At 75.0% G+C, this 21,890-nt stretch carries 17 protein-coding genes; 11 read left to right on the top strand and 6 right to left on the bottom strand.

Annotated elements, in window-relative coordinates; all coding sequences use genetic code 11:
- Nucleotides 1-24: 24 nt before the first annotated feature.
- The gene (locus ABZ873_RS21580) at nucleotides 25-294 is read right to left on the bottom strand and encodes a hypothetical protein (protein WP_360874394.1); all 270 of its coding nucleotides are present in this window, start codon (nucleotides 292-294) and stop codon (nucleotides 25-27) included.
- Nucleotides 295-683: 389 nt separating this feature from the next.
- Between ABZ873_RS21580 and ABZ873_RS21585 the strand changes: the two genes are divergently transcribed.
- Entirely contained in the window at nucleotides 684-2,411 is a 1,728-nt protein-coding gene (locus ABZ873_RS21585) for a serine/threonine-protein kinase (RefSeq protein ID WP_360874456.1), read from the top strand.
- Here ABZ873_RS21585 and ABZ873_RS21590 read toward each other — a convergent pair.
- Entirely contained in the window at nucleotides 2,381-3,184 is an 804-nt protein-coding gene (locus tag ABZ873_RS21590) for an SGNH/GDSL hydrolase family protein (RefSeq protein ID WP_360874459.1), read from the bottom strand. The genes ABZ873_RS21585 and ABZ873_RS21590 overlap by 31 nt on opposite strands.
- A 207-nt stretch (nucleotides 3,185-3,391) precedes the next feature.
- On the opposite strand from ABZ873_RS21590, the gene ABZ873_RS21595 reads away from it, so the two are divergent.
- Complete coding sequence (locus ABZ873_RS21595; protein WP_360874398.1) at nucleotides 3,392-4,486, top strand: DUF5925 domain-containing protein; 1,095 nt, start codon at nucleotides 3,392-3,394, stop codon at nucleotides 4,484-4,486.
- A gap of 147 nt (nucleotides 4,487-4,633) precedes the next feature.
- On the opposite strand, the gene ABZ873_RS21600 is transcribed toward ABZ873_RS21595, so the two are convergent.
- Nucleotides 4,634-5,020, bottom strand: coding sequence for a GntR family transcriptional regulator (locus ABZ873_RS21600; protein WP_360874401.1), 387 nt, complete (start codon nucleotides 5,018-5,020; stop codon nucleotides 4,634-4,636).
- A 70-nt stretch (nucleotides 5,021-5,090) separates the two neighbouring features.
- Here ABZ873_RS21600 and ABZ873_RS21605 point away from each other — a divergent pair, with 70 nt between their 5' ends.
- The 3 genes from ABZ873_RS21605 to ABZ873_RS21615 all read left to right on the top strand — a co-directional run bounded on the left by ABZ873_RS21605 (nucleotide 5,091) and on the right by ABZ873_RS21615 (nucleotide 7,818).
- Complete coding sequence (locus tag ABZ873_RS21605; protein ID WP_360874404.1) at nucleotides 5,091-6,032, top strand: GNAT family N-acetyltransferase; 942 nt, start codon at nucleotides 5,091-5,093, stop codon at nucleotides 6,030-6,032.
- Nucleotides 6,029-6,511, top strand: a complete 483-nt coding sequence (locus ABZ873_RS21610; RefSeq protein ID WP_360874407.1) for a DUF402 domain-containing protein — start codon at nucleotides 6,029-6,031, stop codon at nucleotides 6,509-6,511. The genes ABZ873_RS21605 and ABZ873_RS21610 overlap by 4 nt, the downstream gene beginning before the upstream one ends.
- 206 nt (nucleotides 6,512-6,717) lie before the next feature.
- Nucleotides 6,718-7,818 (top strand): lytic polysaccharide monooxygenase, encoded by a 1,101-nt coding sequence (locus ABZ873_RS21615; protein ID WP_360874409.1) that lies wholly within the window; start codon nucleotides 6,718-6,720, stop codon nucleotides 7,816-7,818.
- Nucleotides 7,819-7,873: 55 nt separating this feature from the next.
- On the opposite strand, the gene ABZ873_RS21620 is transcribed toward ABZ873_RS21615, so the two are convergent.
- The 3 genes from ABZ873_RS21620 to dnaE all read right to left on the bottom strand — a co-directional run bounded on the left by ABZ873_RS21620 (nucleotide 7,874) and on the right by dnaE (nucleotide 13,576).
- On the bottom strand, nucleotides 7,874-8,734 hold the full coding sequence (locus tag ABZ873_RS21620) for an alpha/beta fold hydrolase (RefSeq protein WP_360874412.1): 861 nt from the start codon (nucleotides 8,732-8,734) through the stop codon (nucleotides 7,874-7,876).
- 169 nt (nucleotides 8,735-8,903) lie between these two features.
- On the bottom strand, nucleotides 8,904-9,884 hold the full coding sequence (locus ABZ873_RS21625) for a hypothetical protein (protein WP_360874462.1): 981 nt from the start codon (nucleotides 9,882-9,884) through the stop codon (nucleotides 8,904-8,906).
- An 83-nt stretch (nucleotides 9,885-9,967) separates the two neighbouring features.
- Nucleotides 9,968-13,576 (bottom strand): DNA polymerase III subunit alpha, encoded by a 3,609-nt coding sequence (gene dnaE / locus ABZ873_RS21630; RefSeq protein WP_360874415.1) that lies wholly within the window; start codon nucleotides 13,574-13,576, stop codon nucleotides 9,968-9,970.
- Nucleotides 13,577-13,750: 174 nt separating this feature from the next.
- Between dnaE and ABZ873_RS21635 the strand changes: the two genes are divergently transcribed.
- From ABZ873_RS21635 to ABZ873_RS21660, 6 genes are all read left to right on the top strand, one after another.
- Entirely contained in the window at nucleotides 13,751-14,821 is a 1,071-nt protein-coding gene (locus ABZ873_RS21635) for a DUF3533 domain-containing protein (protein ID WP_360874418.1), read from the top strand.
- 1,002 nt (nucleotides 14,822-15,823) lie between these two features.
- A complete protein-coding gene (locus ABZ873_RS21640; protein ID WP_360874421.1) occupies nucleotides 15,824-17,008 on the top strand; it encodes an AAA family ATPase in 1,185 nt (394 codons plus the stop codon).
- Nucleotides 17,009-17,133: 125 nt separating this feature from the next.
- A complete protein-coding gene (locus ABZ873_RS21645; RefSeq protein WP_360874424.1) occupies nucleotides 17,134-18,036 on the top strand; it encodes an alpha/beta hydrolase in 903 nt (300 codons plus the stop codon).
- Nucleotides 18,037-18,575: 539 nt separating this feature from the next.
- Nucleotides 18,576-18,740 (top strand): hypothetical protein, encoded by a 165-nt coding sequence (locus tag ABZ873_RS21650; RefSeq protein WP_360874427.1) that lies wholly within the window; start codon nucleotides 18,576-18,578, stop codon nucleotides 18,738-18,740.
- A 29-nt stretch (nucleotides 18,741-18,769) separates the two neighbouring features.
- Nucleotides 18,770-21,037: a radical SAM/SPASM protein FxsB, inactivated metallohydrolase extension form gene (gene fxsB / locus ABZ873_RS21655; protein ID WP_360874430.1), complete on the top strand. Its 2,268-nt coding sequence runs from the start codon at nucleotides 18,770-18,772 to the stop codon at nucleotides 21,035-21,037.
- Nucleotides 21,038-21,096: 59 nt separating this feature from the next.
- Nucleotides 21,097-21,873, top strand: a complete 777-nt coding sequence (locus ABZ873_RS21660; protein ID WP_360874465.1) for an AAC(3) family N-acetyltransferase — start codon at nucleotides 21,097-21,099, stop codon at nucleotides 21,871-21,873.
- The last annotated feature ends 17 nt before the right edge of the window (nucleotides 21,874-21,890 follow it).

The following is a 21,890-nucleotide window of genomic DNA, read 5'->3' on the forward strand; positions in this document are numbered from 1 at the left end:
GAACGGCCGCGGGTACGGGGAAGGTTACGAGCGGCGGCTGCCGAAGAGCGTGCGACGCAGACGGCGCAGCGGCGCGAAGAGCGAGACGCGCGCGCTCCGGCTCCGCAGACGGTGCGTGTGGTCGCGGGAGGTGAGCTCGCGCATCAGCGACGTCGCCTCCGCGGCCTCCCGGTGCGGGACGGCGGGTCCGCCCAGCACGGCGAGATGGCGGTCGAGGCGCGAGCTGGTCGCACTGCTGCCGCAGGTGATGGCAGGCACGCGGGGCGGCCTGCTGCGCATTGCTATCTGTTCCATGATCTCTCCCCACCCGTACGAGGGCACCCGGCCCGGGCAGGTTAACCCTATCGCCCCCGCAACGCGCTCGGGTATCCCGGTGGTGTGAATTACCCCTGTGGCGAGCGGGAGTTGACGGTTACTCAGCGGAGTCGACCGTCACTCTCCGCACAAATGGGGTGGATCGGGAGGCCCTTTCACCCGTCAGGTCACAGCAGGGGCCACCGGGGGAACTCTGCGCTAACTTGAAGTGACCGCCGCATCACGCACGGGCGCACAGGAACACACATGGGGGCGCACGCATGAGTGGGAACGTGTCGGGAACAAGCGCGGAGTCCGGTGGCGGACCGCCCCCCGATCGGGTCATTTCGGACCGCTACCGGCTGCTGGAGCCGATCGGCCGCGGCGGAATGGGCGTCGTCTGGCGTGCCCGCGACGAGGTCCTGGCCCGTGATGTGGCCGTCAAGGAGGTGCGCGCGCCGGCCGGACTGGCCGCCGCCGAACTGGAGCGCATGTACCGGCGGTTGGAGCGGGAGGCGTGGGCCGCCGCCCGGATCTCGCACCGCGGGGTGGTCACGGTCTACGACGTGGCCTCGGACGGCGGCCGACCCTGGATCGTCATGGAGCTGGTCCGCGGCCTCTCGCTGGCGGACGTACTGGAGGCCGAGGGGCCGATGCCCCCGCAGCGGGCGGCGCACCTCGGGGACCAGGTGCTGGCCGCGCTGCGCTCCGCGCACGACTCCGGGGTGCTGCACCGGGACGTGAAACCGGCGAACGTGCTCATCGGCAACGACGGTCGGGTGGTGCTGACCGACTTCGGCATCGCCAGCCTGGAGGGCTCCTCGGCGATCACGATGACCGGGGAGGTGGTGGGCTCCCCCGAGTTCCTGGCGCCGGAGCGGGCGGCGGGGCGGGATCCCGGCCCCGGAGCGGACCTGTGGTCGCTCGGCGTGCTGCTGTACACCGCCGTCGAGGGGGTCTCGCCCTTCCGGCGGGCCACCCCGCTGGACACCCTGCGGGCCGTGGTGGAGGCGGAACCGCCCGCGCCGCGCCGGGCGGGGGCGCTGGCGCCCGTACTGGAGGGGCTGCTGCGCAAGGACCCGGCGGAGCGGCTGCCCGCGGCGGAGGCGGCCCGGATGCTCCGGGTGGTGGGCGCGGGGGGTGCCGTACGGGATCCCGGCGGCCCGGCGTCGGACCCGGCCCCGGCGGCCACCGCGGGCGGCCCTGGGCCGGACCCGCGGGGCGGCGGCCCGTACGGAGGGCATACGCCGCCGTCGCCGACGCGGCCCTTGCCCGCGCCGCCCACGCCGACCCTGCCCGCGCCGCTGCCCCTCGCGCCGAGGCCCGCGGGCGCGGCGGGCCGGAGCGGAGCCGGGCCGCTGCTCGCCGCCGGGATCGCGGTGATGCTGCTCGCCGTGGCCGCGGTGGTCTGGCTGCTCCTCAGGGGCGGTCCGGGCGGCGGGGATCCGACCGGGAGCGGCGCCCCGACGGGGCCGGCCACCGGTACCCGGACCACCGGGGCCGCGTCCGCTCCCCCGGCCGCCACCGCCTCGGCCTCGGTCCCGGCGGGCGAGGGCCAGTACCTGAGCGTGCACGTGGTGGCGGTGCGCTCGGCATACCGCGGCAGCTGTCCGCCGCCCGCCGGGCAGGCACCCGCCTTCACCGCGACGGTGGGGGTGGAGCGGCTGCCGGTGGTGCTGGAGTACCGCTGGGCGACGCGCAGCGGCCGTACGTCCGGCCCCGGCTGGCAGTCCGTCACGTACGCGGCGGACGGGCCGAGGAGCCGGGAGCTGGAGCACACCGAGCTCACGCACGTGCCCGGGGCGGTCTTCGACGACGCGGTCCGGCTGGAGCTGCGCGGGCCGGCGGAGCTGGCCACCGAGTGGGTGGGGACCTCCATGACGTGCGTGGAGGAGACCCCGACGGGCGGGGCCTCCTCCCCCGGCACGAGCCCGGCGCCCGCCTCACCGGTGCCGAGCACCGCGGAGTCCCCGGGGGCGAGCCCCGGGGAGAGCCCGGCGGAGAGCCCGGTGGCCGGCGGGCCGGACACGGGTGGTGCGGATGCCGGTGGTGCGGATGCCGGTGGTGCTGTTACCGGTGGCGCGGATCAGGCGGCGTTGGTGAAGGCGGGCAGGTAGCCGCCGGACTGTCCGGCGGCGGTCGGGTGGTAGGACTCCCCGATGTTCAGCCAGTTGACGCTGTGCAGCCACGCGTTGCCGGAGCAGATCTCGTGGCCGGTGAAGGCGCCCGCGACCGAGGCGAAGGTGAAGCCGTGGTCGGCGGCTCGTTTGGCGATGGCGGCGTTGAGGTGGTCGGCGGCGCCGTTGATGGCGGAGCGTTCGCCCTCGGTCAGTCCGGTGGTGCAGGTGCCGTTCAGCTTGTAGAAGCGCGGGTATCCGAGGACGACGACGCGGGCGTTGGGGGCCCGGCTGTCGATGGCGTTGTACACCTGGTCGAGGAGACCGGGGAGGGTGGAGGTCACGTACGACCTGGCCTGGTTGACGCGGTTGACGCAGGTGGACTCGGACTGGAGCACACAGGTCGTCATGACGTCGGAGAATCCGGCGTCGTTGCCGCCGATGGTGATGCTGACCAGGTCGGTGCCGGAGTTCAGCGGGGCGAGCTGGCCGGAGAGGACATCACCCGTACGGGCGCCCGAGCAGGCGGTGAAGGCGAAGCTCTGGGGAGAGTGGGCGGCGGCCCACAGAGCGGGGTAGGCGCGGCTGGTGCGCTTGCAGTTGCCGCTGCCGCTGTCGTAGTTGCCGGCTCCGACGCCCGAGGAGTACGAGTCTCCGAGGGCGACGTAGCCGAAGTCGGCCTGGGCGGCGGACGCCTGGCCGGCGCCGAACAGGGCGGCGCCCGCGGCGAGGAGGAGGGAGGAGGTGAGGGCAGCGAAGCGCGACATTCTCATGCTCATGTGTGTGCGGCTCCTTGTGGGGGTTACTCCTGAGTCCGTGGTACAAGCAGCCGCCGCTTCCCGGAAGTGTCCATGCCAAGAATGTTCGGGGTGGAATCGCGGGGCGAATCTTCACCCCCGCCGCGTTTGAAGGGGGACTCGCGCACCCGATCCGGCGAAACACGGGTGCATGAGGCCATCGCGTGCCGGATCATGGGCGCCATGTCAGCCAACCCGCAGGACGCGCTGCCGATCCGCCTCAACGTCGACGACAGCGATTCACCCTCGGACGTCGTCGACGCGCTGTTCCTCGGACGGTTCGCGTCCGGCGAGCAGCCCTACTCGCACAGCGTGTCGATCGAACGGGTCAAGGCGGAGGCCACCCTCCTGCCGCCGGAGGCCACCGTGCTGCGCTCGGCGCGCGACAGCGACCGCAGCGCCACGCTCGCCGAGGGCACGGGCTGGACGATGCTCGTGTCCCGCTGGAGCCGGGGCGCGGACGTCACGGTGACGGCGGTCAGCGACGAACTGGCCGCGAGCGTGCTGGGCGAGGCCACGCAGGACGTGCAGGACGAGCCCGAACCGCAGCCGGAGAACGTCACGATGGGCTTCTGGTACGTCTCTCCGCGCCGCGGGCCGTACCGGACGACCCGGCAGATCGCCGCCGGCACCTGGGCGGAGGTCCGGCCCAACTACACCGCGCCGGTGGCGGGGGCGATGGACCGGCTGATGAAGGTGACCCCGGACGACATCGCGGGCCGGCTCCTGCTGCTGCACGGGCCGCCGGGCACGGGCAAGACCTCGGCGCTGCGGACGCTGGCCCGGTCCTGGCGGGACTGGTGCCAGGTGGACTGTGTCCTGGACCCGGAGCGGCTGTTCAACGACGTCGGCTACCTGATGGACATCGCGATCGGCGAGGACGAGGGCACGGCGCGCGGCCGCTGGCGGCTGCTGCTGCTGGAGGACTGCGACGAGCTGATCCGCGGCGAGGCCCGGCACACCGCCGGGCAGGCGCTGTCGCGGCTGCTGAACCTGACGGACGGGCTGCTCGGGCAGGGCCGCAACGTCCTGGTCGGCGTGACCACCAACGAGGACCTGGAGCGGCTGCACCCGGCGGTGGTCCGGCCCGGGCGCTGCCTGGCCCGTATCGAGGTCGGCCGGCTGACCCACGGCGAGGCGGTGGAGTGGCTGGGCACGGACGAGGGCGTCCCACGCGAGGGCGCCACCCTGGCCGAGCTGTTCGCCCTCCGCCGCGGCACGGGCCCGGCGGCGGTGCTCCCGCCGCAAGCCCACTCGGAGGCGGGGCTGTACCTGTAGCCGCCCGGCGGGACTTCGGGGCGTGCGGCGCGGCCGGCCGTGCTGCCGGGGCGGCACCATGAGAGGCGCCGCGCTGCCGCCACCCGGCCCGGCGGGACCGGCGGGCGGGCCGCACCGCCGATCGGGGCCGCGAGGCGTGCCGCGGCGCTACTGCGCGTACCGGGCGCGGAGGGCGGCTTCCGCTGCCGCGCGGGCCTCGGCCAGGGGGAGGCCCAGCCGCTTCGCGCGGTCCGCGAACGCCTGGGCAGCGGCCGCGGCCTCACGGGCCGCCGCGTCACCCGCCGCCGCGACGAAGGTGCCGTTCCGGCCGCGCGTCTCGATCACGCCGTCCGCCTCCAGCGCCCGGTACGCCTTCGCCACCGTGTTGGCGGCCAGCCCCAGCTCCTCCGCCAGGCCGCGCACCGTCGGCAGTTTGAAGCCCGCGGGCAGCCGCCCCGTGCGGGCCCGGTCCGCGATCTGCGCGCGCAGCTGTTCGTACGGGGCGGCCGATCCGGCCGAGCCGTCGATGGTGACCTTCAGGTTCGTCGAGCTCACGCGGCCGATTGTCCCCCATCGGCCGGTAATTCGGAGGCGCGGCCCCACAGCCGCCCGTAACGTCCGGCGCATGACCGTTCTGATCCGCGACCTCCGGCCCGCCGACCCCCGCGACCTGGAGTCCGTCGTACGGGTGCGCCGGGCAGCCCTGCCGTTCATGATCACCGATGCGCGGGAGACGGCCTTCGAGGTCGCCTCCGCCCATCCCGCCCGCCACCACCGTCTCCTCGTGGCCGAGACCCCGGACGGCGAGGTCGTCGGCGTCACCCGGGTGGGCATCGCCCACGACAGCCCGGAGCCCGGACAGGGCTATGCCAATACGTACGTCGACCCCGCGCGCCGCGGTCTCGGCGCCGGGCGGGCCCTGCTGCGCGCCGCCGAGGACCACCTCTCCGCCCTCGGCGCGACCGATGTGTACACCTGGGTGCTCGACGAGCCCGCCCACCGCGCCTTCGCCGAACGGCACGGCTACCGCCCCGGCCGCTCGGCGCACTTCCTGCGCCTGGACCTGGCGGCGGCCACGCTGCCGCCGCTGCCCGACGCTCTGCCCCCGGGGGTGGAGCTGCGGCCCGCCTCCGCCTTCGCCGGCGACCCGCGGCCCCTCTTCGAGGCCGACGCCGAGTCCACCTCCGACGAACCGGGCGATCTGGCGGTGGAGCTGGCGGACTACGAGGACTGGCTCGCGCACACCTGGAACAACCCCTCCCTCGACAAGGAGCTGACCGCCGTCGTCCTCGTCGACGGCACGGTGGCCTCCTTCTCGGCCGCCCGCACCGACGGCGCCGCACGCTACGGCTCGGCCATGACCGGCACCCGGCGCGCCTACCGCGGCCGCGGGCTGGCCAAGCTCGCGAAGACGGCCTCCCTGCACCGGGCCCGCGCGGCCGGCTGCACCGAGGCGTTCACCGGCAACGACACGGGCAACGGGCCGATGCTCGCCATCAACGAATGGTTCGGCTACGCGGTCTGCGCGACCGAGACGCGCTTCACGAGGAAGCTGGGCACGGCATGAGCGCCCTCCTGACCGTCCACCTGACCAAGGCCGGCCGCACCAAGATCCGCTACCCGGCCACCCGGGTCGCCGACGACGGCGACCGGATCACCGTCCGCGCGCCCTGGGCGGCCGAGGGCGTAAGGGACTTCGGCTTCGTGCGCTTCGAGCCGGGCGACGTCTTCGTCGAGTACTTCTGGCGGACCCGCTGGTACGCGGTCAAGGAGGTCCGGACCGCCGACGGCGTCCTCAAGGGCTGGTACTGCGATGTCACGCGCCCGGCGATGGTGCGCGAGGGCGAGATCCTGGTGGAGGACCTGGACCTCGACCTGTGGGTCCCCGCGGACGGGGGCCCCGTACTACGTCTGGACGAGGACGAGTTCGCCGCGAGCGGCCTCGACCGGACCGACCCGCGGGCGGCGGCCCGGGCCGTCCGGGCCCTCGACGCCCTGGACGAGCAGGCCCGCACCCCGGAGGGCCTGCCCGCCCTCCTGCGGTAGAACAGCCGTTCCTGATCCCCCTCTTACCCCTTCCTTAAGCGGAGCCTAAGGATCCCCTCAGGGGGCTCCGGCGAGGCGAAACGCGGGGTGCGGCGGGCTAGCTTGGCTGAGCCAGCGGAGGGCCGGAGACGGTGCCGCCGGGGGGCGGCGCCGCACCGCCCCGACCGCTGGTGAGCCCCTGTCTCGCGCCCGAAGGAGATCCACCCATGTCCGCACGCCGCCGTACCGTGACGCCGACCCGTGTCGCCGCCGTCGCGCTGGCCCCGCTCGCGCTCGCCGCGTACACCGCCGCCCCCGCGGCCGCGCACGGCTCGATGACGGACCCGGTCAGCCGGGTGGCCGCGTGTTACGCGGAGGGCCCGGAGTCCCCGCGCTCCGCCGCGTGCAAGGCGGCGGTCGCGGCGAGCGGCACGCAGGCGCTCTACGACTGGAACGCGGTCAACATCGCCAACGCGGCCGGCAAGCACCGCTCGCTGATCCCGGACGGCAAGCTCTGCTCCGCGGGCAACTCCAAGTACCGGGGTCTGGACCTGGCCCGCGCCGACTGGCCCGCCAGCCCGATGACCGCGGGCGCGCACACCTTCCGCTACAAGGGGACGGCCCCGCACCGGGGTTCCTTCGAGCTGTACATGACGAAGGACGGCTACGACCCCACGAAGCCGCTCAAGTGGTCCGACCTGGAGGCCGCCCCCTTCGCCAAGGTCACCGACCCGGGCATGCAGAACGGCGACTACGTCTTCTCCGGGACGGTCCCGAAGAAGTCCGGGCGCCACCTCGTCTACAGCATCTGGCAGCGCTCCGACAGCCCGGAAGCCTTCTACACCTGCTCGGACGTGGTCTTCGGCAAGGACAACGGCGGCAGCGGCGGCGGGGGCAACGGCGGTACGGTCCCCGCTCCGGGCACCAAGCCGGGCGGCGGCACCACCAAGCCCACCGACAAGCCCTCCGGCAAGCCCTCGGACAAGCCCTCCTCCGAGCAGTCCCCCGCCGACCAGCCCGCCGAGAAGCCCTCCGCCCCCACCGACCAGCAGATCGCGGACGGCGCCGGCAAGTCCAGCGTCGAGCACAACGGGCACGGCGACAACGACCCGAAGACCAACGGCGCGTCCGGCGCCGACGCCTCCCCGATCACGGCCCAGGGAGCCCCGTCCGCCCCGGCGGGCGGCAACCTCGCCGAGACGGGCGGCAACAGCGCCACCCCGTCGATCGCGATCGCCGGGGCGGGCGCCCTGGCCGTCGGCGCGGCGGTGCTGTTCGCCGTCACCCGCCGCCGTGCGACGGCGGCGGGCCGACGCGGGCGCCCGTAACGCGCCCGCCCCATGAACCGGACCACCTGCGCGCCCCCCACCCGGTCGGCTCGACTCAGTCGAAGACCGAGGCGCAGGTGGTCCGTTCGGCGTTCGCCGGGTCGAGCGCGTTGACCGCCTCGTGCCAGGCGATGCGGTCGGTGAGCCCGATGGCCACGTGCTCGGACAGGTCCAGGGCGCACAGGTCCTGGAGTACGACATTGCGCACGTTGGACCCCTCCAGGAAGCCGCTGCGGTAGGGCGTGACCACCTCGTCGTACTTGGTCGCGATGACCGTGTACTTCACCCCGGGCACGGTGTCCCCGCCCGCGTTCAGCTTCTGCAGGAAGGCCGATCCGGCGATCTGGTCGGCGAGGCCCGGCGTCGCGGTGCTGATCAGGTGCTCGGCGCCGGGGAAGTAGGGCAGCAGCTTCGTGAAGCCGAGGAGGGTCGTGCCGTGGTTGTCGGGGGCGAGCCCGACCAGCGCGTTCACCTTCTGGGCGCCGCCGAGGAACTTGAGGTAGTAGCGCGGCATCATGCCGCCCTGCGAGTGCCCGATGATGTCGGTCCTGGCGGCTCCGGTGGCGGCGAGCACCCGGTCGACGAAGACGTCGAGCTGTTCGGCGGACTTGTCGATGGGGCCGAGCCCGTTGAAGAGGGGCACGCCGGGCAGCTGACCGTAGTCGAGCGAGTAGACGCAGTACCCGCGGTGGACGAGGTAGGGGGCGAGGCCGAGCCAGTTGTCCCAGGAGTTGCCGAAGGTGCCGTGGACGAGGACGACGGGGCGCGGGTGCGCGGCGGACGGCTTGCAGGACCAGTTGTTCCAGCCGCTGCTGGGGGCGGCGGCGGCCTGGGCGGTGCCGGTGGGGGCGACGAGGGCGGCGGCGGTGAGGGCGAGGACGGCCAGCGGGCGGAGCAGACGTCTCCAGGGCAGCATCGGGTGATCTCCTTGCGGGTCGACTCAAGGGGATGAGCGTGGGGGTTCGTCCCGTGATCCGGATCACAAGGGGGCGCTGCTGCCGTCAAATTACGGGCGAGTAGCAAAACAGGGAAGTTACGCGTCGGTAAAAACTGACGTGTCGTCCGACAGGCCGAAAGCCCGGCCCTCAGGCGGCCAGCGTCCCCCGGGCGATGGCCCCCGGCCCGAAGCGCGCGCGGACCTCGTCCGTGACGGCCTCCAGCCTGCGCGCCTTCTCGTCCCCGGGGTCCAGGCTCAGCTGCCGCGCGGCCCGCTCCGCCGGGAACAGCTCCTCGGCGCGCAGCGACAGCGCCCGGACCCTGGCCCGTTGCAGGCCGAGGCCCGCGTAGAGGGCGTAGGCGGTGGCGGTCAGCACCGCCGAGTGCGCGGTGGGTTCGGCCAGGGTGCGGGTCCGCGTGAGGGTGGTCCGGTCGGCGCACCGGACGGTGAGCGCGAGGGCACGGCAGACCTGCCCGCCCTCTTGTGTACGAAGCTTCGCACCGAGCTCCTCCGTCAGCGAAAGCAGCGCCCGGCGATGCCGTACGGGATCCACCTCGTCCCGGTCGAAAGGCCGCTCGGCGGCCAGGGTACGGGCGGCCGCGCCCGGCCGGACGGGGGTCCGGTCGATCCCGAGGGCGCGCTCGTGCACCTCCCGGCCGAGCCGGGCGCCGAGGATCCGCCGCAGGGCGGCGGGCGGGGCGGCGGCGACCCGGCCGACGGAGTCGAGGCCGTAGGAGCACAGGACGCGGGCGGCCTTCGGCCCGACCCCGTCGAGGGTGACGACGGGCTGGTCCGCCAGGAACTCCCGTACGGCGGCGGGCTCTTCGGGGAGGACCAGGGTGGCCCCGGGCCCGGCCCGGCGGGCGGCGGCGCGGGCCAGCATGGGATTGCCCGCCACCCCGACGGCGGCGTCCACCCCGTGCAGGGCGAGGGCCCGGACCCGGATCACGGCGGCGAGCCGGACCGCGTCGCAGCCGAAGTAGCGCAGCGCGCCCCGGACATCGGCCAGGGCGGCGTCGGGCGGCAGGGCCTGCACGGCCGGGGTGATCCCGCCGAGCAGCGCGAGCACCCCGGCGTACTCCCGGGCCCCGAGCGGCCCCCCGTCGGCGGGGCGCAGCCGCAGGCACATCACGGCGGCGCCTCCTGTGGCGCTTCCGGTGGTGGTTCCGGTGGCGCTCTTCGTGGCCCTTCCGGCGGTGCTTCCCGTGGCGCTCATCCCGCGCTCCCCGGGCTGGAGTGCCACAGCCTGCGGCCCGTCGCGGGGCCGGTGCCGGGCGGCTGGAGGTCGGCCCACGGGTTCATCTCGTACCCCGTGGACATGCGGATCGTACGGCCGGGCCGCGCGGGTTCCTCCGCCCCGGCGGGGGCGGGCGGCGGCTCGGCGAGGCGGGCCGCGACCGCGTCCAGGCCGCCCCGCGCCCGCAGTTCCACCAGCTCGGCCAGATTCCACGCCGCCGCCCCGACCACGCTCAGGCTCTGCGGGCCCCGGCGCTGCACGACGCCCCGTACCAGCAGCAGGAAGGAGTGGAAGACGGTGTGCGCGCAGCGCTCGTGGCTGTCCTCGAAGAAGGCCAGGTCGACCAGGCCCGTCCCGTCGTCCAGGGTCGTGAAGACCACCCGCTTCCCGGACCGGATCGGCGGGGTCTGGGTGGCCGCCTTGGCCCCCGCGACCAGGACGGTCCGGCCGTGCTCGGCGTCCCGCAGCCGGGTGGCGGGGACGACCCCCAGCTCGGCCAGGAAGGCGTGGTAGTCGCCCATCAGGTGCCGCGAGGTGTCCATGCCGAGGACGCCCAGCTCGGCGCTGAGCCGTTCCGCGTCGGTCAGGTCGGGCAGTCCGACGGAGGCGGTGGACCGGCCGCCCTCCAGCGGGAGCTGGGGGCCGCGCAGCCCGGCGGCCCGCTGCGCGCCGTGCAGTTCGGCCAGGTGCAGCAGCAGGTCGCGCCGGTTGGCGCCGAAGGCGTCCAACGCCCCGACCTGGGCGAGCCGTTCGGCCACCGGGCGGCCCGGCCGGGCGCGGTCCCAGAAGTCGCGCAGGGAGGCGTAGGGCCGGCCGGACTCGATCCGGGCCGTCTCGGCCTCGCTGATGCCGTGCACGTCGGACAGGCCCAGCCGCAGCCCCCACACCTCCTCCGGACCGGACACCAGTTCGATGCGATGGTCGGCCGCCGACCGGTTCACGTCCAGCGGCAGCACCGGCACGCCCCGCCGCCGCGCGTCGGCCAGCAGCAGCCGCTTGGGGTACATGCCCGGATCGTGGGTCAGCAGCCCGGCATAGAAGGCCGCCGGGTGGTGCGCCTTGAGCCACGCCGACTGGTAGGTGGGCACCGCGAAGGCCACCGCGTGCGCCTTGCAGAAGCCGTAGCTGCCGAAGGCCGCGACGATCTCCCAGGTCCGGCCGATCACCTCCGCCGGATAGCCGCGCTCGGCCGCCTTCGCCGCGAACCAGACCCTGATCCGCGCCTGCGAGCCGGGGTCGGACAGCCCGCGCCGCACCCGGTCGGCCTCGTCCCGGCCGCAGCCGGTCATGACGTGCACGATCTCGATGATCTGCTCGTGGAAGACCACCACCCCGTACGTCTCGCGCAGCGCGTCGGCCAGGTCCGGGTGCGGGAAGCGGACCGGGGCCCGGCCGTGCCGGGCCTCGATGAAGGGCCGCACCATGTCGGCGGCCACCGGCCCCGGCCGGAAGAGGGAGATGTCGACCACCAGGTCGTGGAAAGTGGCCGGCTGGAGCCGGCCCACCAGGTCCCGCTGGCCCGGCGACTCGATCTGGAAGCAGCCCAGCGTCTCGGCCGAGCGGATCAGTTCGTACGTGGGCCCGTCGCCCGGCGGCACCTGCGCCGGGTCGTCCAGGTCGAGCACGCGGCCCGTACCGCGCCGGACCTCCGCGACCGCGTGCGCCATCGCGGACTGCATCCGTACTCCCAGCACGTCCAGTTTGAGCAGCCCCAGGTCCTCCACGTCCTCCTTGTCGAACTGCGACATGGGGAAGCCCTCGCCGCTGGTGGGCACCACGGGCGTACGGGCGAGCAGCGAGGCGTCGGAGAGCAGCACCCCGCACGGATGCATGGCGACCCCGCGCGGCAGCGCGTCCAGCGATTCGACCAGCTCCCACAGCCGCCCGTGCGACTCCTCGCGTACGCCGCGCAGCTCGGGCAGCTCCGCCAGCGCGGTGCGGGCGTCGCGGGCCCGGATGTGCGGGAACGCCTTGGCGAGCCGGTCGACGGCGGCCGGGTCCATGGACAGGGCGGCGCCCACGTCCCGGATGGCGTGCCGGACCCGGTAGGTCTCGGGCATGGAGACGGTGGCGACGCGCTCGACGCCGAACCGTTCGATGATCCGCCGGTAGACCTCCAGCCGGCGGGCGGACTCCACGTCGATGTCGATGTCGGGCAGGACGCGCCGCCGCTTGGACAGGAAGCGCTCCATGAGCAGGCCGTTCTCGACGGGGTCGGCGTGCGCGATCCCGATCAGGTGGTTGACGAGGGAGCCGGCGCCGGAGCCGCGGGCGGCCACCCGGATGCCCATCTCCCGGACGTCGTCCACGACCTGGGCGACCGTCAGGAAGTAGCTGGCGAAACCGTGGTACGCGATGATGTCGAGCTCCCGGTGCATCCGCTCCCAGTAGCCGCGGTCGCCCGCGTAGCCGCGCAGCACCATGCCCGCGGAGGCGCGGGAGGCGAGGACCCGCTGGGCGCTGCGGCGGTCGGCGCCGACGAGCCGGGCCTCGGGGAAGTGGACGGAGCCCATACCGAGGTCGTCCTCGGGGTCGACGGAGCACGCCTCGGCGGTACGCCGGGTCTCCGCGAGCAGCCGCCGGGCGTCGGCGGGCCGCAGCCCGGCGGCGCGGGTGATCAGATCGGCGGCCTCGGCCATGGCGGCGGGTGCCTTGAGCCAGCGCTCGCCGCTGTCGAGCGGGTACGCGCGGCTCCGGGGGTCGAGGGGGACCAGGCGGCGGGCCGCGTCGAGGATGTCGGCGACCGGGCCCTGGCCGGGGTCGGCGTAGCGGACGGCGTTGGTGAGCACGGCCCGGACGCCCTGCTCGGCGGCGAAGCCGACGGTACGGGCGGCCAGCCGCAGCGAGCCGGGTCCGGTCCCGGCGCGGCCGTGGTGGACGGCCTCCAGGCGCACCGCGTCGCCGTAGACCTCCCGCCAGGGCGCCAGCAGCCGGGCGGCGCGGTCGGGGCGGCCCGCGGCGAGGGCGCGGCCCACCTCGGAGCCGGGGCCGAGGAGCACGAGGACGCCCTCCCCGTCCAGGGCCTCCCAGGGGACGAGCGGGACCTCGGGCCCGCCCGCGTGGGCGGCGGTGACCAGCCGGCACAGCCCGGCCCAGCCCGCGGCCCCGTCCCGGGCGAGGAACACGGCCCGCGCGGCGGACTCGTCGAGGAAGGCGCCGCCCTTGACGGGGGTGCGGCGGCGGTACGGAGCCTGGGCGGGGGCGTCGGGGGCCGTACGGCCGGCGCGCGGGCGGGTGGCATTCGCCCGGCCGGCGGCCGGGCCCGCGGCGGGGTTCGTCGGGCCCCCCGGCCCGGCGCGGCCCGCCGCGGGTGCACCGGGGGCGGCCGCGGGTGTTCCGGGCGTACCGGAGGCGGGTGTCCCGGGGGCGGCCGCGACGGCCAGGTCCACGCCGAACAGGGGCCGGATCCCCGCCCCGGCCGCCGCCTTGGCGAACCGGACCGCGCCCGCGAGGGTGTCGCGGTCGGTCAGCGCGAGGGCGTCCATGCCCCGTTCGGCGGCACGCTCCGCCAGCCGTTCCGGGTGCGAGCCCCCGTAGCGCACGGAGAACCCCGAAACGGTGTGCAGATGCGTAAAACCGGGCACCCGCGGCCTCCTGCCTCGCTCGTAGCACCACTCCTTCGACCACCCCCGCTTCCACCATAGAGCAATTCGAATACACGTGCGAAACACTTGTTCGATCACTCGGGCGGAGCCGGGGGTCATCCATTCGGCCCGCCCCTGCTGCGGCCCGCCTCCCCTCCCCCGAGCGTGTGGAACATGACCCAGAGCACCGACCCGAGCCCGCCCGCAGGCTTCCTCGCCGAGGTCAAGGACGCCGTGACCACCCGGGCGGCGCTGCTCGTCCTGGGGGTGCTGGTCCTCCAGCTCGCCTTCGTCACCTCGTACATCGGGGCCTTCCACCAGCCGAAACCCCACGAGATCCCGATCGCCGTGGCCGCGCCCGCCGCGCAGGTGGCCGAGCGGTCCGCGCAGCAGCTCGGCACCCTGCCGGGGGATCCGCTCGACCCGCGGGTGGTGGCGGACGGGGCCGCCGCGCGGGCCCAGGTGGAGAACCGGGAGGTGGACGGCGCCCTGATCATCGACCCGGGCGGCCGGACCGACCGGCTGCTGGTCGCCTCCGGCGCGGGGGCCTCGCTGTCCCAGGCGCTGGAGGAGGTCGTGGGGCGGGCCGAACAGGCCCAGGGGCGGAGCGTGCGGGTCACCGACGTGGCCCCGGCCGCCAAGGGCGACAGCCGGGGCCTGAGCTCCTTCTACCTGGTCATCGGCTGGTGCGTGGGCGGCTACCTGTGCGCGGCGATCCTTGCGATCAGCGCCGGCGCGCGGCCGGCGAACGGGGCCCGCGCGGTGATCCGGCTCGGCGCGCTGCTCGTCTACTCCCTGGCGGCGGGGCTGCTCGGGGCGGTCGTCGCCGGGCCGGTCCTGGGGGCGCTGCCGGGCAGCGTGTGGGGGCTGTGGGGGCTCGGCACGCTGGTGGTCTTCGCGGTCGGCGCGACCACGCTGGCCTTCCAGGGGCTGGCGGGGGTGGTGGGCATCGGGCTGGCGATCCTGGTGATCGTGGTCCTGGGCAACCCGAGCGCGGGCGGCGCGTACCCCTACCCGCTGCTCCCGCCGTTCTGGAGCACGATCGGCCCGGCCCTGCCGCCGGGCGCGGGCACGTACGCCGCCCGCTCGATCACCTACTTCGCGGGCAACGGCGCCACGGGCCCCCTCCTGGTCCTCTCGGCCTGGGCCGTAGCCGGCGCCGCCATCACCCTGGCCTCAGCCGTATCCCGCCGGGGCCGCCCGGGCCCCCCGGTAGGCAGCGGCCTCCCTCCCACTACGACCTAGCGACCTGCGGGCTCCGCTGCGCGGGGCGCTCCCGGGGCGGGCGGGATCCGGCCCCCGGGGCCGGACCGTTCCGCTGCGCGGGGCCGCTCCCGGGGCGGGATCTGGTCGTGGCGCGGGCAGTGCCTGCCCTGGGGCGCGAGCGGTTCCGGCCCCGATGCGGGGCGTTCCGGCGGCGGGGCTAGCAGTGAGCAGAACCTGCTCACGACGGGGGGGCCGCTGCGCGGGACTTCCCGGCGCCGGGCGGGGCCCGGTCCCGGTCCCGGTGCGGGGTTGCTTCGCCTGCTGGGCGGGATTGATCACCCTGGCGGGCGGTTCGCGGTGCCGGGGTGGGGTATCTCCTCGGCTCGCGCGTGCGGCGGTGTTCGTCCCGTACGGGGTGGTTGCGCGCTCGTCCTGCGGGGACACCCCACCCCGTCCCCGCTGCGTACAGTACGAGCCCGATCCCCGAACAGCCCCAACCACCCCGGCTCCTCCCACCTGTACGGGCCGATCCCGCCACCACCACCCCCAGCCCCACCGCCCCCGTACGGCCGAAGCCACGAAAGACCCTCCCCGGCCGGACCTACCCGTACGGGCACGGTTCCGCGTGCCACACCCCGTACGGGCCGATGCCGAGAGCGACACTGCCCGGCCCGGCCCCACCCGTACGGCATCCGCCACACCGCCCCAATGACGGCGTACTGGATCCGGCTCGGCCCTACTCGTACGGGCATGGGTCCCGTACGGATCGGGTCCCGGTGATGAGGCGTTCCCGTGCGGGGACAAGGCCGCGCGGTCGGAGCCGGGGCAGTGGGGTGGGGACACGCAGGAGGGTCCCCGCAGGACGAGCGCGCAACCACCCCGCGCAGGACGACCATGCCCGCACGCGCGAGCCGAGGAGACCTTCCGGAGGGGCACCGCCCCACCCCTGCGCGGGCCAGCCGCACCAAGACACCCCGCACCCCGGGACACCGCACCGCACCGCCCCGCGCAGCGGGATACCGCAGGGCACATGATCAGGGGGTGATCAGCACCCTCGCCGTGGAGAACTACCGCTCCCTTCGTCGCCTCGTCCTGCCCCTCGGCCGGCTCACCGTCGTCACCGGCGCGAACGGCACCGGCAAGTCCAGCCTCTACCGCTCCCTCCGCCTCCTCGCCGACTCCGCCCGCGGCGGCGCCGTGGCCGCGCTCGCGCGGGAGGGTGGGCTGCCGTCCACGCTGTGGGCCGGCCCGGACACCCTCTCCCGCGCCGTGCGCGAAGGGCACCAGCCCCTCCAGGGCACCGTCCGCACCGAACCCGTCAGCCTCCGCCTCGGCTTCTCGGGCGACGAGTTCGGCTACGCCGTCGACTTCGGCCACCCCGTCCCCGTCGCCCGGTCCCTGTTCTCCCTCGACCCCGAGATCAAGCGCGAGTGCACCTGGGCCGGCCCCGTGCTCCGCCCCGCCGCCGTCCTCTCCGACCGCTCGGGCCCGGCCGTCCGGACCCGCACCGCGGACGGCGGCTGGCACCGTACGCAGAACGCCCTGCGCCCGTACGACTCCATGCTCAGCGAGCTCGCCGACCCCCAGCTCGCCCCCGACCTGCTGGCCCTGCGCGAGCGGATCCGGTCCTGGCGGTTCTACGACCACCTCCGCACGGACGCCGCCGCGCCGGCCCGGATCCCGCGCGTGGGGACCCGTACCCCCGTGCTGGCCGCCGACGGCTCCGATCTGCCCGCCGCGCTCCAGACGATCCGCGAGACCGGTGACGCCGCCGCGCTCGACGCCGCCGTGGACGCCGCCTTCCCCGGCACCCGGGTGTCCGTCACCGACCGGGACGGCCGCTTCGGCCTGGAGCTCCACCAGCACGGCCTGCTGCGCCCGCTGGACGCGGCCGAGCTGTCCGACGGGACCCTGCGCTACCTGCTGTGGGTGGCGGCCCTCCTCACCCCGCGCCCGCCGGCGCTGATGGTCCTCAACGAGCCGGAGACCAGCCTCCACCCGGACCTGCTGGAGCCGCTGGCGGACCTGGTCCTGACGGCCGCCCGGGACACCCAGACCGTGGTCGTCACCCACGCGGCGCCGCTGGCCGAGGCCCTGGCGGAGGGGACGCGGCGGCACCGGGTGGACCTGCGGACGGTGGAGCTGGTGAAGGAGTTCGGGCGTACGGAGGTCGCCGGCCGCGAGGGGCCGCTCGACGAGCCGCTCTGGTACTGGCCCAAGCGGTGACCCGGTGGCGAACAGCCGCGCACGCCCCCCGCCGGCCGATTCCCCCGGAGTGCGCCCTACCGCACTCCTCCCCCAGCGAGCACAATCGCCGTGACGACCCGCACCGAATGTGAGGGAGGGAGCGCGTGCGCCATCAGGTGCGCACCGCCGACGGGCGCGCTCTGACCGTGGAGCGCTGGGGGGACCCGGACGGCAAGCCCGTCTTCCTCCTGCACGGCATGCCCGGCAGCCGCCTGGGCCCGGCCCCCCGGGGCATGGTCCTCTACCAGCGGCGCGTACAGCTCATCGCCTACGACAGACCCGGCTACGGCGGCTCCGACCGTCACCCGGGCCGCACCGTCGCCGACGTGGCCCATGACGTGGCCGCCGTCGCCGACGCCTTCGGGCTGCGCACCTTCGCCGTGGCCGGCCGCTCGGGCGGCGCCGCCGGCGCGCTGGCCTGCGCCGCCCTGCTCCCGGACCGGGTGACCCGGACGGCGGCGATGGTCGGGCTGGCGCCGCGGGACGCGGAGGACCTGGACTGGTTCGCGGGGATGGCCGCCTCGAACGTGAAGGAGTACACCACCGCCTCCACCGACCCCGAGGAGCTGGCGGCGCGGCTGATCCCGCGCGCCGACGGCATCCGCCGCGACCCCGGCCGGCTGCTGGACGAACTGCGCCAGGAACTGACCGCCAACGACCGCATGATCGTCTCCGATGCCGGCCTGCGGTCGATGCTGCTGCGCAACTACCGCGAGGGGCTGCGCCATTCGGCGTACGGCTGGATCGACGACGTCCTCGCCTTCAGCCGCCCCTGGGGCTTCGACCCGGCGGACATCCGCTGCCCGGTGCTGATCTGGCACGGGGAGCTCGACGTGTTCTCCCCGGTGGGCCACTCCCGCTGGCTGGCCCGGCGTATCCCGGGCGCCACCGCCACCATCGACCCGGCCGCGGCCCACTTCGCGGCCCTGCGCGCCCTCCCGGACGTCCTGACCTGGCTCCTCCGCAACCTCCCCACCCCCGACCTCACCGCCCGGCAACCGGCCTGACCCCGCTCGACCACCGCTCAGCGGCGCCCCCCACCACGCCGGGGCCGCCCGCCGGGGCCGAGAAGGACCTCGGCCAGGGCGTCGGCATCGGCCCCGTCCCCAACCGGACCATTCCGGTACGGCGCCAAGGGACCTTGGCACGGCCGCCGTTGGCCGGGATGTCCGGCACCTTGTCTGCGCAGCGCCGGAGTTGGGACCGGGCACCCGCGCCCCCGCCGCCCCACGGCCACCACAGGCCCCGTCCCGCGGGACTCCCGGCCGCCCCCGCCACAGCCACCCCGGCCGAGCCGCCCCCGCCCGCATCGTCCGAGGTCAGCGGCGTGCGGCAGGCTGTGCCGGTGAAAAGGATCTTGATATGCGGCAAACGGAGGAATCGCCGTTACCCATAAAGCCGTCGTCCATTCCTTAGAACGGTTGACCAGGCGTCATGTCTACGGTTGCCAAGCGGGTGCGGCCGAGTAAAGTCCCTGCTTGACAGCAGCGTGTCGCCGTTGTCATTCCCCCGCCCATTTCCACATGGCTTCCCCGAGGACGGTGTCGTGAACACTTCCGCAACCCCCCCGACCAGCACGGCCAAGGCCCGCCGGATCCCGCTCACCAAGATCGACGTCCAGACCGCCGCCGCGGCCACGACGCTCGGCCGGATGATGCCGGCCGAATCCGTCCGGCCCGTCCAGGCGCCCATCTTCAACTCCGCTCTCTGACACCGGAGCAGGAGCCCTAGACTGGCGGAATGACCGGCCTGATCGCATTTCGCGAGATCGTCCTGAAAGTTCACAGCAGATGCGATCTTGCTTGTGATCACTGCTACGTCTACGAACACGCAGATCAGAGCTGGCGGGCCCGGCCGAAAGTGATCTCCCCCGAGGTTATTTCACGAACCGCGTCGCGACTCGCCGAACATGCCCGTGACCATGCACTCCCCTCCGTCACGGTGATTCTCCATGGAGGGGAACCCCTGTTGGCGGGCACGGCACGGCTCCGTCTCGTGTGCGAGGAGTTCCACCGGGCGCTGTCCGGCGTGGCCGACCTCGATCTGCGGATCCACACGAACGGCCTCCAGCTCGGCAGCCGGTTCCTCGACCTCTTCGCCGAGTTCGGCGTGCGCGTCGGCGTCTCCCTCGACGGGGACCGCGCCGCCAACGACCGCCACCGCCGCTTCGCGGACGGCCGTACCAGCCACCCCCTCGTCCTGGCCGCCGTCGAGCGCCTGCGCTCCGCGCCCTACCGCCACCTCTACCAGGGTCTGCTCTGCACCGTGGACGTGGCGAACGACCCCGTGGCCGTCCTGGACGCGCTCGTCGCGCTGGAGCCGCCGCGAGTGGATTTCCTCCTCCCGCACGCCACGTGGGAGACTCCCCCGCCCCGCCCCGACGGCGCCCCCGACGCGTACGCGCGCTGGCTCCTGCGGGTCTTCGACCACTGGGAGCGCCTGGGCCGCCCGGTGCCCGTACGGCTCTTCGACTCCCTGCGGTCCACCCTGGCCGGCGGCCCCAGCCTCACCGAGTCCCTGGGCCTGGCCCCCACGGACCTCGTCGTCGTGGAGACGGACGGGACGCTGGAGCAGGTGGACTCGCTCAAGAGCGCCTTCGAGGGGGCCGCGGCCACCGGTTTCAACGTCTTCGACCACGCCCTCGACGAGGTCGCCGCCCATCCCGGGGTCCGCGTCCGCCAGCTCGGTCTGGCCGGGGTCAGCGGCTCGTGCCGCGCCTGCCCCGTCGTACGTTCGTGCGGCGGCGGGCTCTACACCCACCGCTACCGGGACACCGGCGCGGGCGGCACCGCCGACTTCGACCACCCCTCCGTCTACTGCACCGACCTGCGCGAACTCGTCGACGGGGTGGAGGGCCGCACGGCGCACCGCGAGACGGCCCCCGAGCTGTCCGACCCGGCCGAACTCGCCCGCTCCCAGGAGGAGCTGACCCGTTTCCTGCTGGCCCGGCTCCACACCGACCTGGCCGGGGACCCCGGCTGGGCACGGGCCTGGGACCTGGTGGCCGCGGTGGAGGAGGCCGGGGAGGCGGGCCTGGACGCGCTGGACGCCGTACTGGACCACCCCTTCACCCGGACCTGGGTCCTGGCGGCCCTGGACGCCGCGCGGGAGGGCCGCCAGGACGCCCCGGCGGCGGCGCGCAGGCTGACCGCGCTGGCCGCCGCGGCGGTGCTGCGCGGCGGGCTGGACCTGCCGGCCGAGGTGGCCTACCGGGACGGCGAGGTGTACCTGCCGACGCTGGGGCTGCTGCGCCTCGGGGAGCCCGGCACCCGGGGCACGGCCTCGCTGCGGGTCACGGGCGAGGGGTACGCGGTACGGGACGGCCGCGCCGAGCACCGCTTCGGCCCGGCGGCCGGGGACGCCCGCTGGCAGCCCGTACGCACCTGGTCCCCCGGCCCGGAGGCGGCCCCGGTGGCCCTGGAGGACCTGGACCCGTACCGCAACTGCTTCGCGCGCCCGCCCCGGCTCCGGCTCGGCGCGGGCGAGGCCGAGGAGTGGCGCGGCCGGCTGGACCGGGCCTGGGCGCTGCTGCACCGGGCGGTGCCCGGCTTCGCGCGGGCGGCGGCCGAGGGGCTGACCACGCTGACCCCGCTGGCGGGCGGCCCGCAGGCCGTCGGCTGGGGCGAGGCCGGGCGGCACGGGCCGGGGGCGCTGGGCGTGCCGTATGCGGCCGGGGTGCGGGAGACCGCGCTCGCGCTGCTGACGGGCCGGCGGCGGGCCCGGCTGCGCGCGCTGACGGAGGTGGCCGACCTGTACGCGCTGGACGGGGAGTGGAGCCACGCCTCGCCGTGGCGGGAGCGCCCGGTGCCGGTGTCGCGGCTGCTGGCGGATGTGCACGAGCGGGTGGCGGTGGAGGCGTACCGGCGGGCGACGGCGGGCTCCGAGCCGGGCGCGGCGGACCGGATCCACGAGGCCCTGGACCGGCTGGCGACGGCGGCCGAGCTGACGGTGACGGGCAAGCGCCTGGTGGCGGAGCTGCGCTACGAGCTCAAGGCGGTCGACGCGTGAGCGGCGCCGCGCCCCCGCCGGGTCCGGGCCGGGGTGGCCGGTCCGCCGGCGCGGCCCGCCTGGCGGTGCAGCTGCGGGTGCTCGGGGTGCGCCCCGGGGCGCGGCTGCTGGCGCACGCCTCGCTGAGCGGTACGGGGCTGCGCGCGGAGCTGCTGCGCGACGCGCTGACCGGGGTGCTGGGGCCGCGCGGCACGCTGGTGGTGCCGGCGTTCACCCCGGAGAACTCCCGTACCTCCTCGGCGCACCTGAGCCGGATCGAGGGGCTGGACGAGGCGGGGGTGCGGGCCTTCCGCGAGGCGATGCCCGCCTTCGACCCGGCGCGTACGCCGAGCCAGGGCATGGGCGCGCTGGCGGAGGCGGTGCGGACGGCTCCGGGGGCGGCGCGCAGTGCCCATCCGCAGACCTCCTTCGCGGCGCTCGGGGCGGACGCGGAACGCCTTTGTGCCGGTCACCGGCTCGAAAGCCATCTGGGTGAGGAGACACCGCTGGGAAAGCTGTGCTGGGAGGGCGGGCAGGTGCTGATGATCAATGTGGGGTTTTCGGTCTGCACCGCTTTCCATCTCGCGGAGTATCGAATTCCGAAGCCCCCCTTGCGCATGTACGAGTGTGTGGTGAAGGTGAATCTTCCGGAGGGCCGCTCGGGGCCCGGGCGGGAGGGGGAGTGGACGGCGTACGAGGATGTCGCGCTGGATGACGGCGATTTCCCGGAGATCGGCAGAGCGTTCCCGGATTCCCGGGTGCGCAGGGGGCGGGTCGGGGGGGCTTCGGCCATGCTGTTCTCCCTCCCTGACGCGGTCGATCACGCCCTTGACTGGATGACCGAAAACCGATGCTGATTGACTGAACGATGAGG

Origin of the sequence: Streptomyces sp. NPDC047014, assembly GCF_040644195.1 — a bacterium.
In the GTDB taxonomy this organism is placed as follows: Bacteria; Actinomycetota; Actinomycetes; order Streptomycetales; family Streptomycetaceae; genus Streptomyces.

What these genes read in the sequence shown, in the direction of transcription:
- ABZ873_RS21580 (WP_360874394.1), bottom strand. Translation starts at nt 294, where the DNA reads ATGGAACAGATAGCAATGCGCAGCAGGCCGCCCCGCGTGCCTGCCATC.
- ABZ873_RS21585 (WP_360874456.1), top strand. Translation starts at nt 684, where the DNA reads ATGGGCGTCGTCTGGCGTGCCCGCGACGAGGTCCTGGCCCGTGATGTG.
- ABZ873_RS21590 (WP_360874459.1), bottom strand. Translation starts at nt 3,184, where the DNA reads ATGAGAATGTCGCGCTTCGCTGCCCTCACCTCCTCCCTCCTCCTCGCC.
- ABZ873_RS21595 (WP_360874398.1), top strand. Translation starts at nt 3,392, where the DNA reads ATGTCAGCCAACCCGCAGGACGCGCTGCCGATCCGCCTCAACGTCGAC.
- ABZ873_RS21605 (WP_360874404.1), top strand. Translation starts at nt 5,091, where the DNA reads ATGACCGTTCTGATCCGCGACCTCCGGCCCGCCGACCCCCGCGACCTG.
- ABZ873_RS21610 (WP_360874407.1), top strand. Translation starts at nt 6,029, where the DNA reads ATGAGCGCCCTCCTGACCGTCCACCTGACCAAGGCCGGCCGCACCAAG.
- ABZ873_RS21615 (WP_360874409.1), top strand. Translation starts at nt 6,718, where the DNA reads ATGTCCGCACGCCGCCGTACCGTGACGCCGACCCGTGTCGCCGCCGTC.
- ABZ873_RS21620 (WP_360874412.1), bottom strand. Translation starts at nt 8,734, where the DNA reads ATGCTGCCCTGGAGACGTCTGCTCCGCCCGCTGGCCGTCCTCGCCCTC.
- ABZ873_RS21625 (WP_360874462.1), bottom strand. Translation starts at nt 9,884, where the DNA reads ATGTGCCTGCGGCTGCGCCCCGCCGACGGGGGGCCGCTCGGGGCCCGG.
- ABZ873_RS21635 (WP_360874418.1), top strand. Translation starts at nt 13,751, where the DNA reads ATGACCCAGAGCACCGACCCGAGCCCGCCCGCAGGCTTCCTCGCCGAG.
- fxsB (WP_360874430.1), top strand. Translation starts at nt 18,770, where the DNA reads ATGACCGGCCTGATCGCATTTCGCGAGATCGTCCTGAAAGTTCACAGC.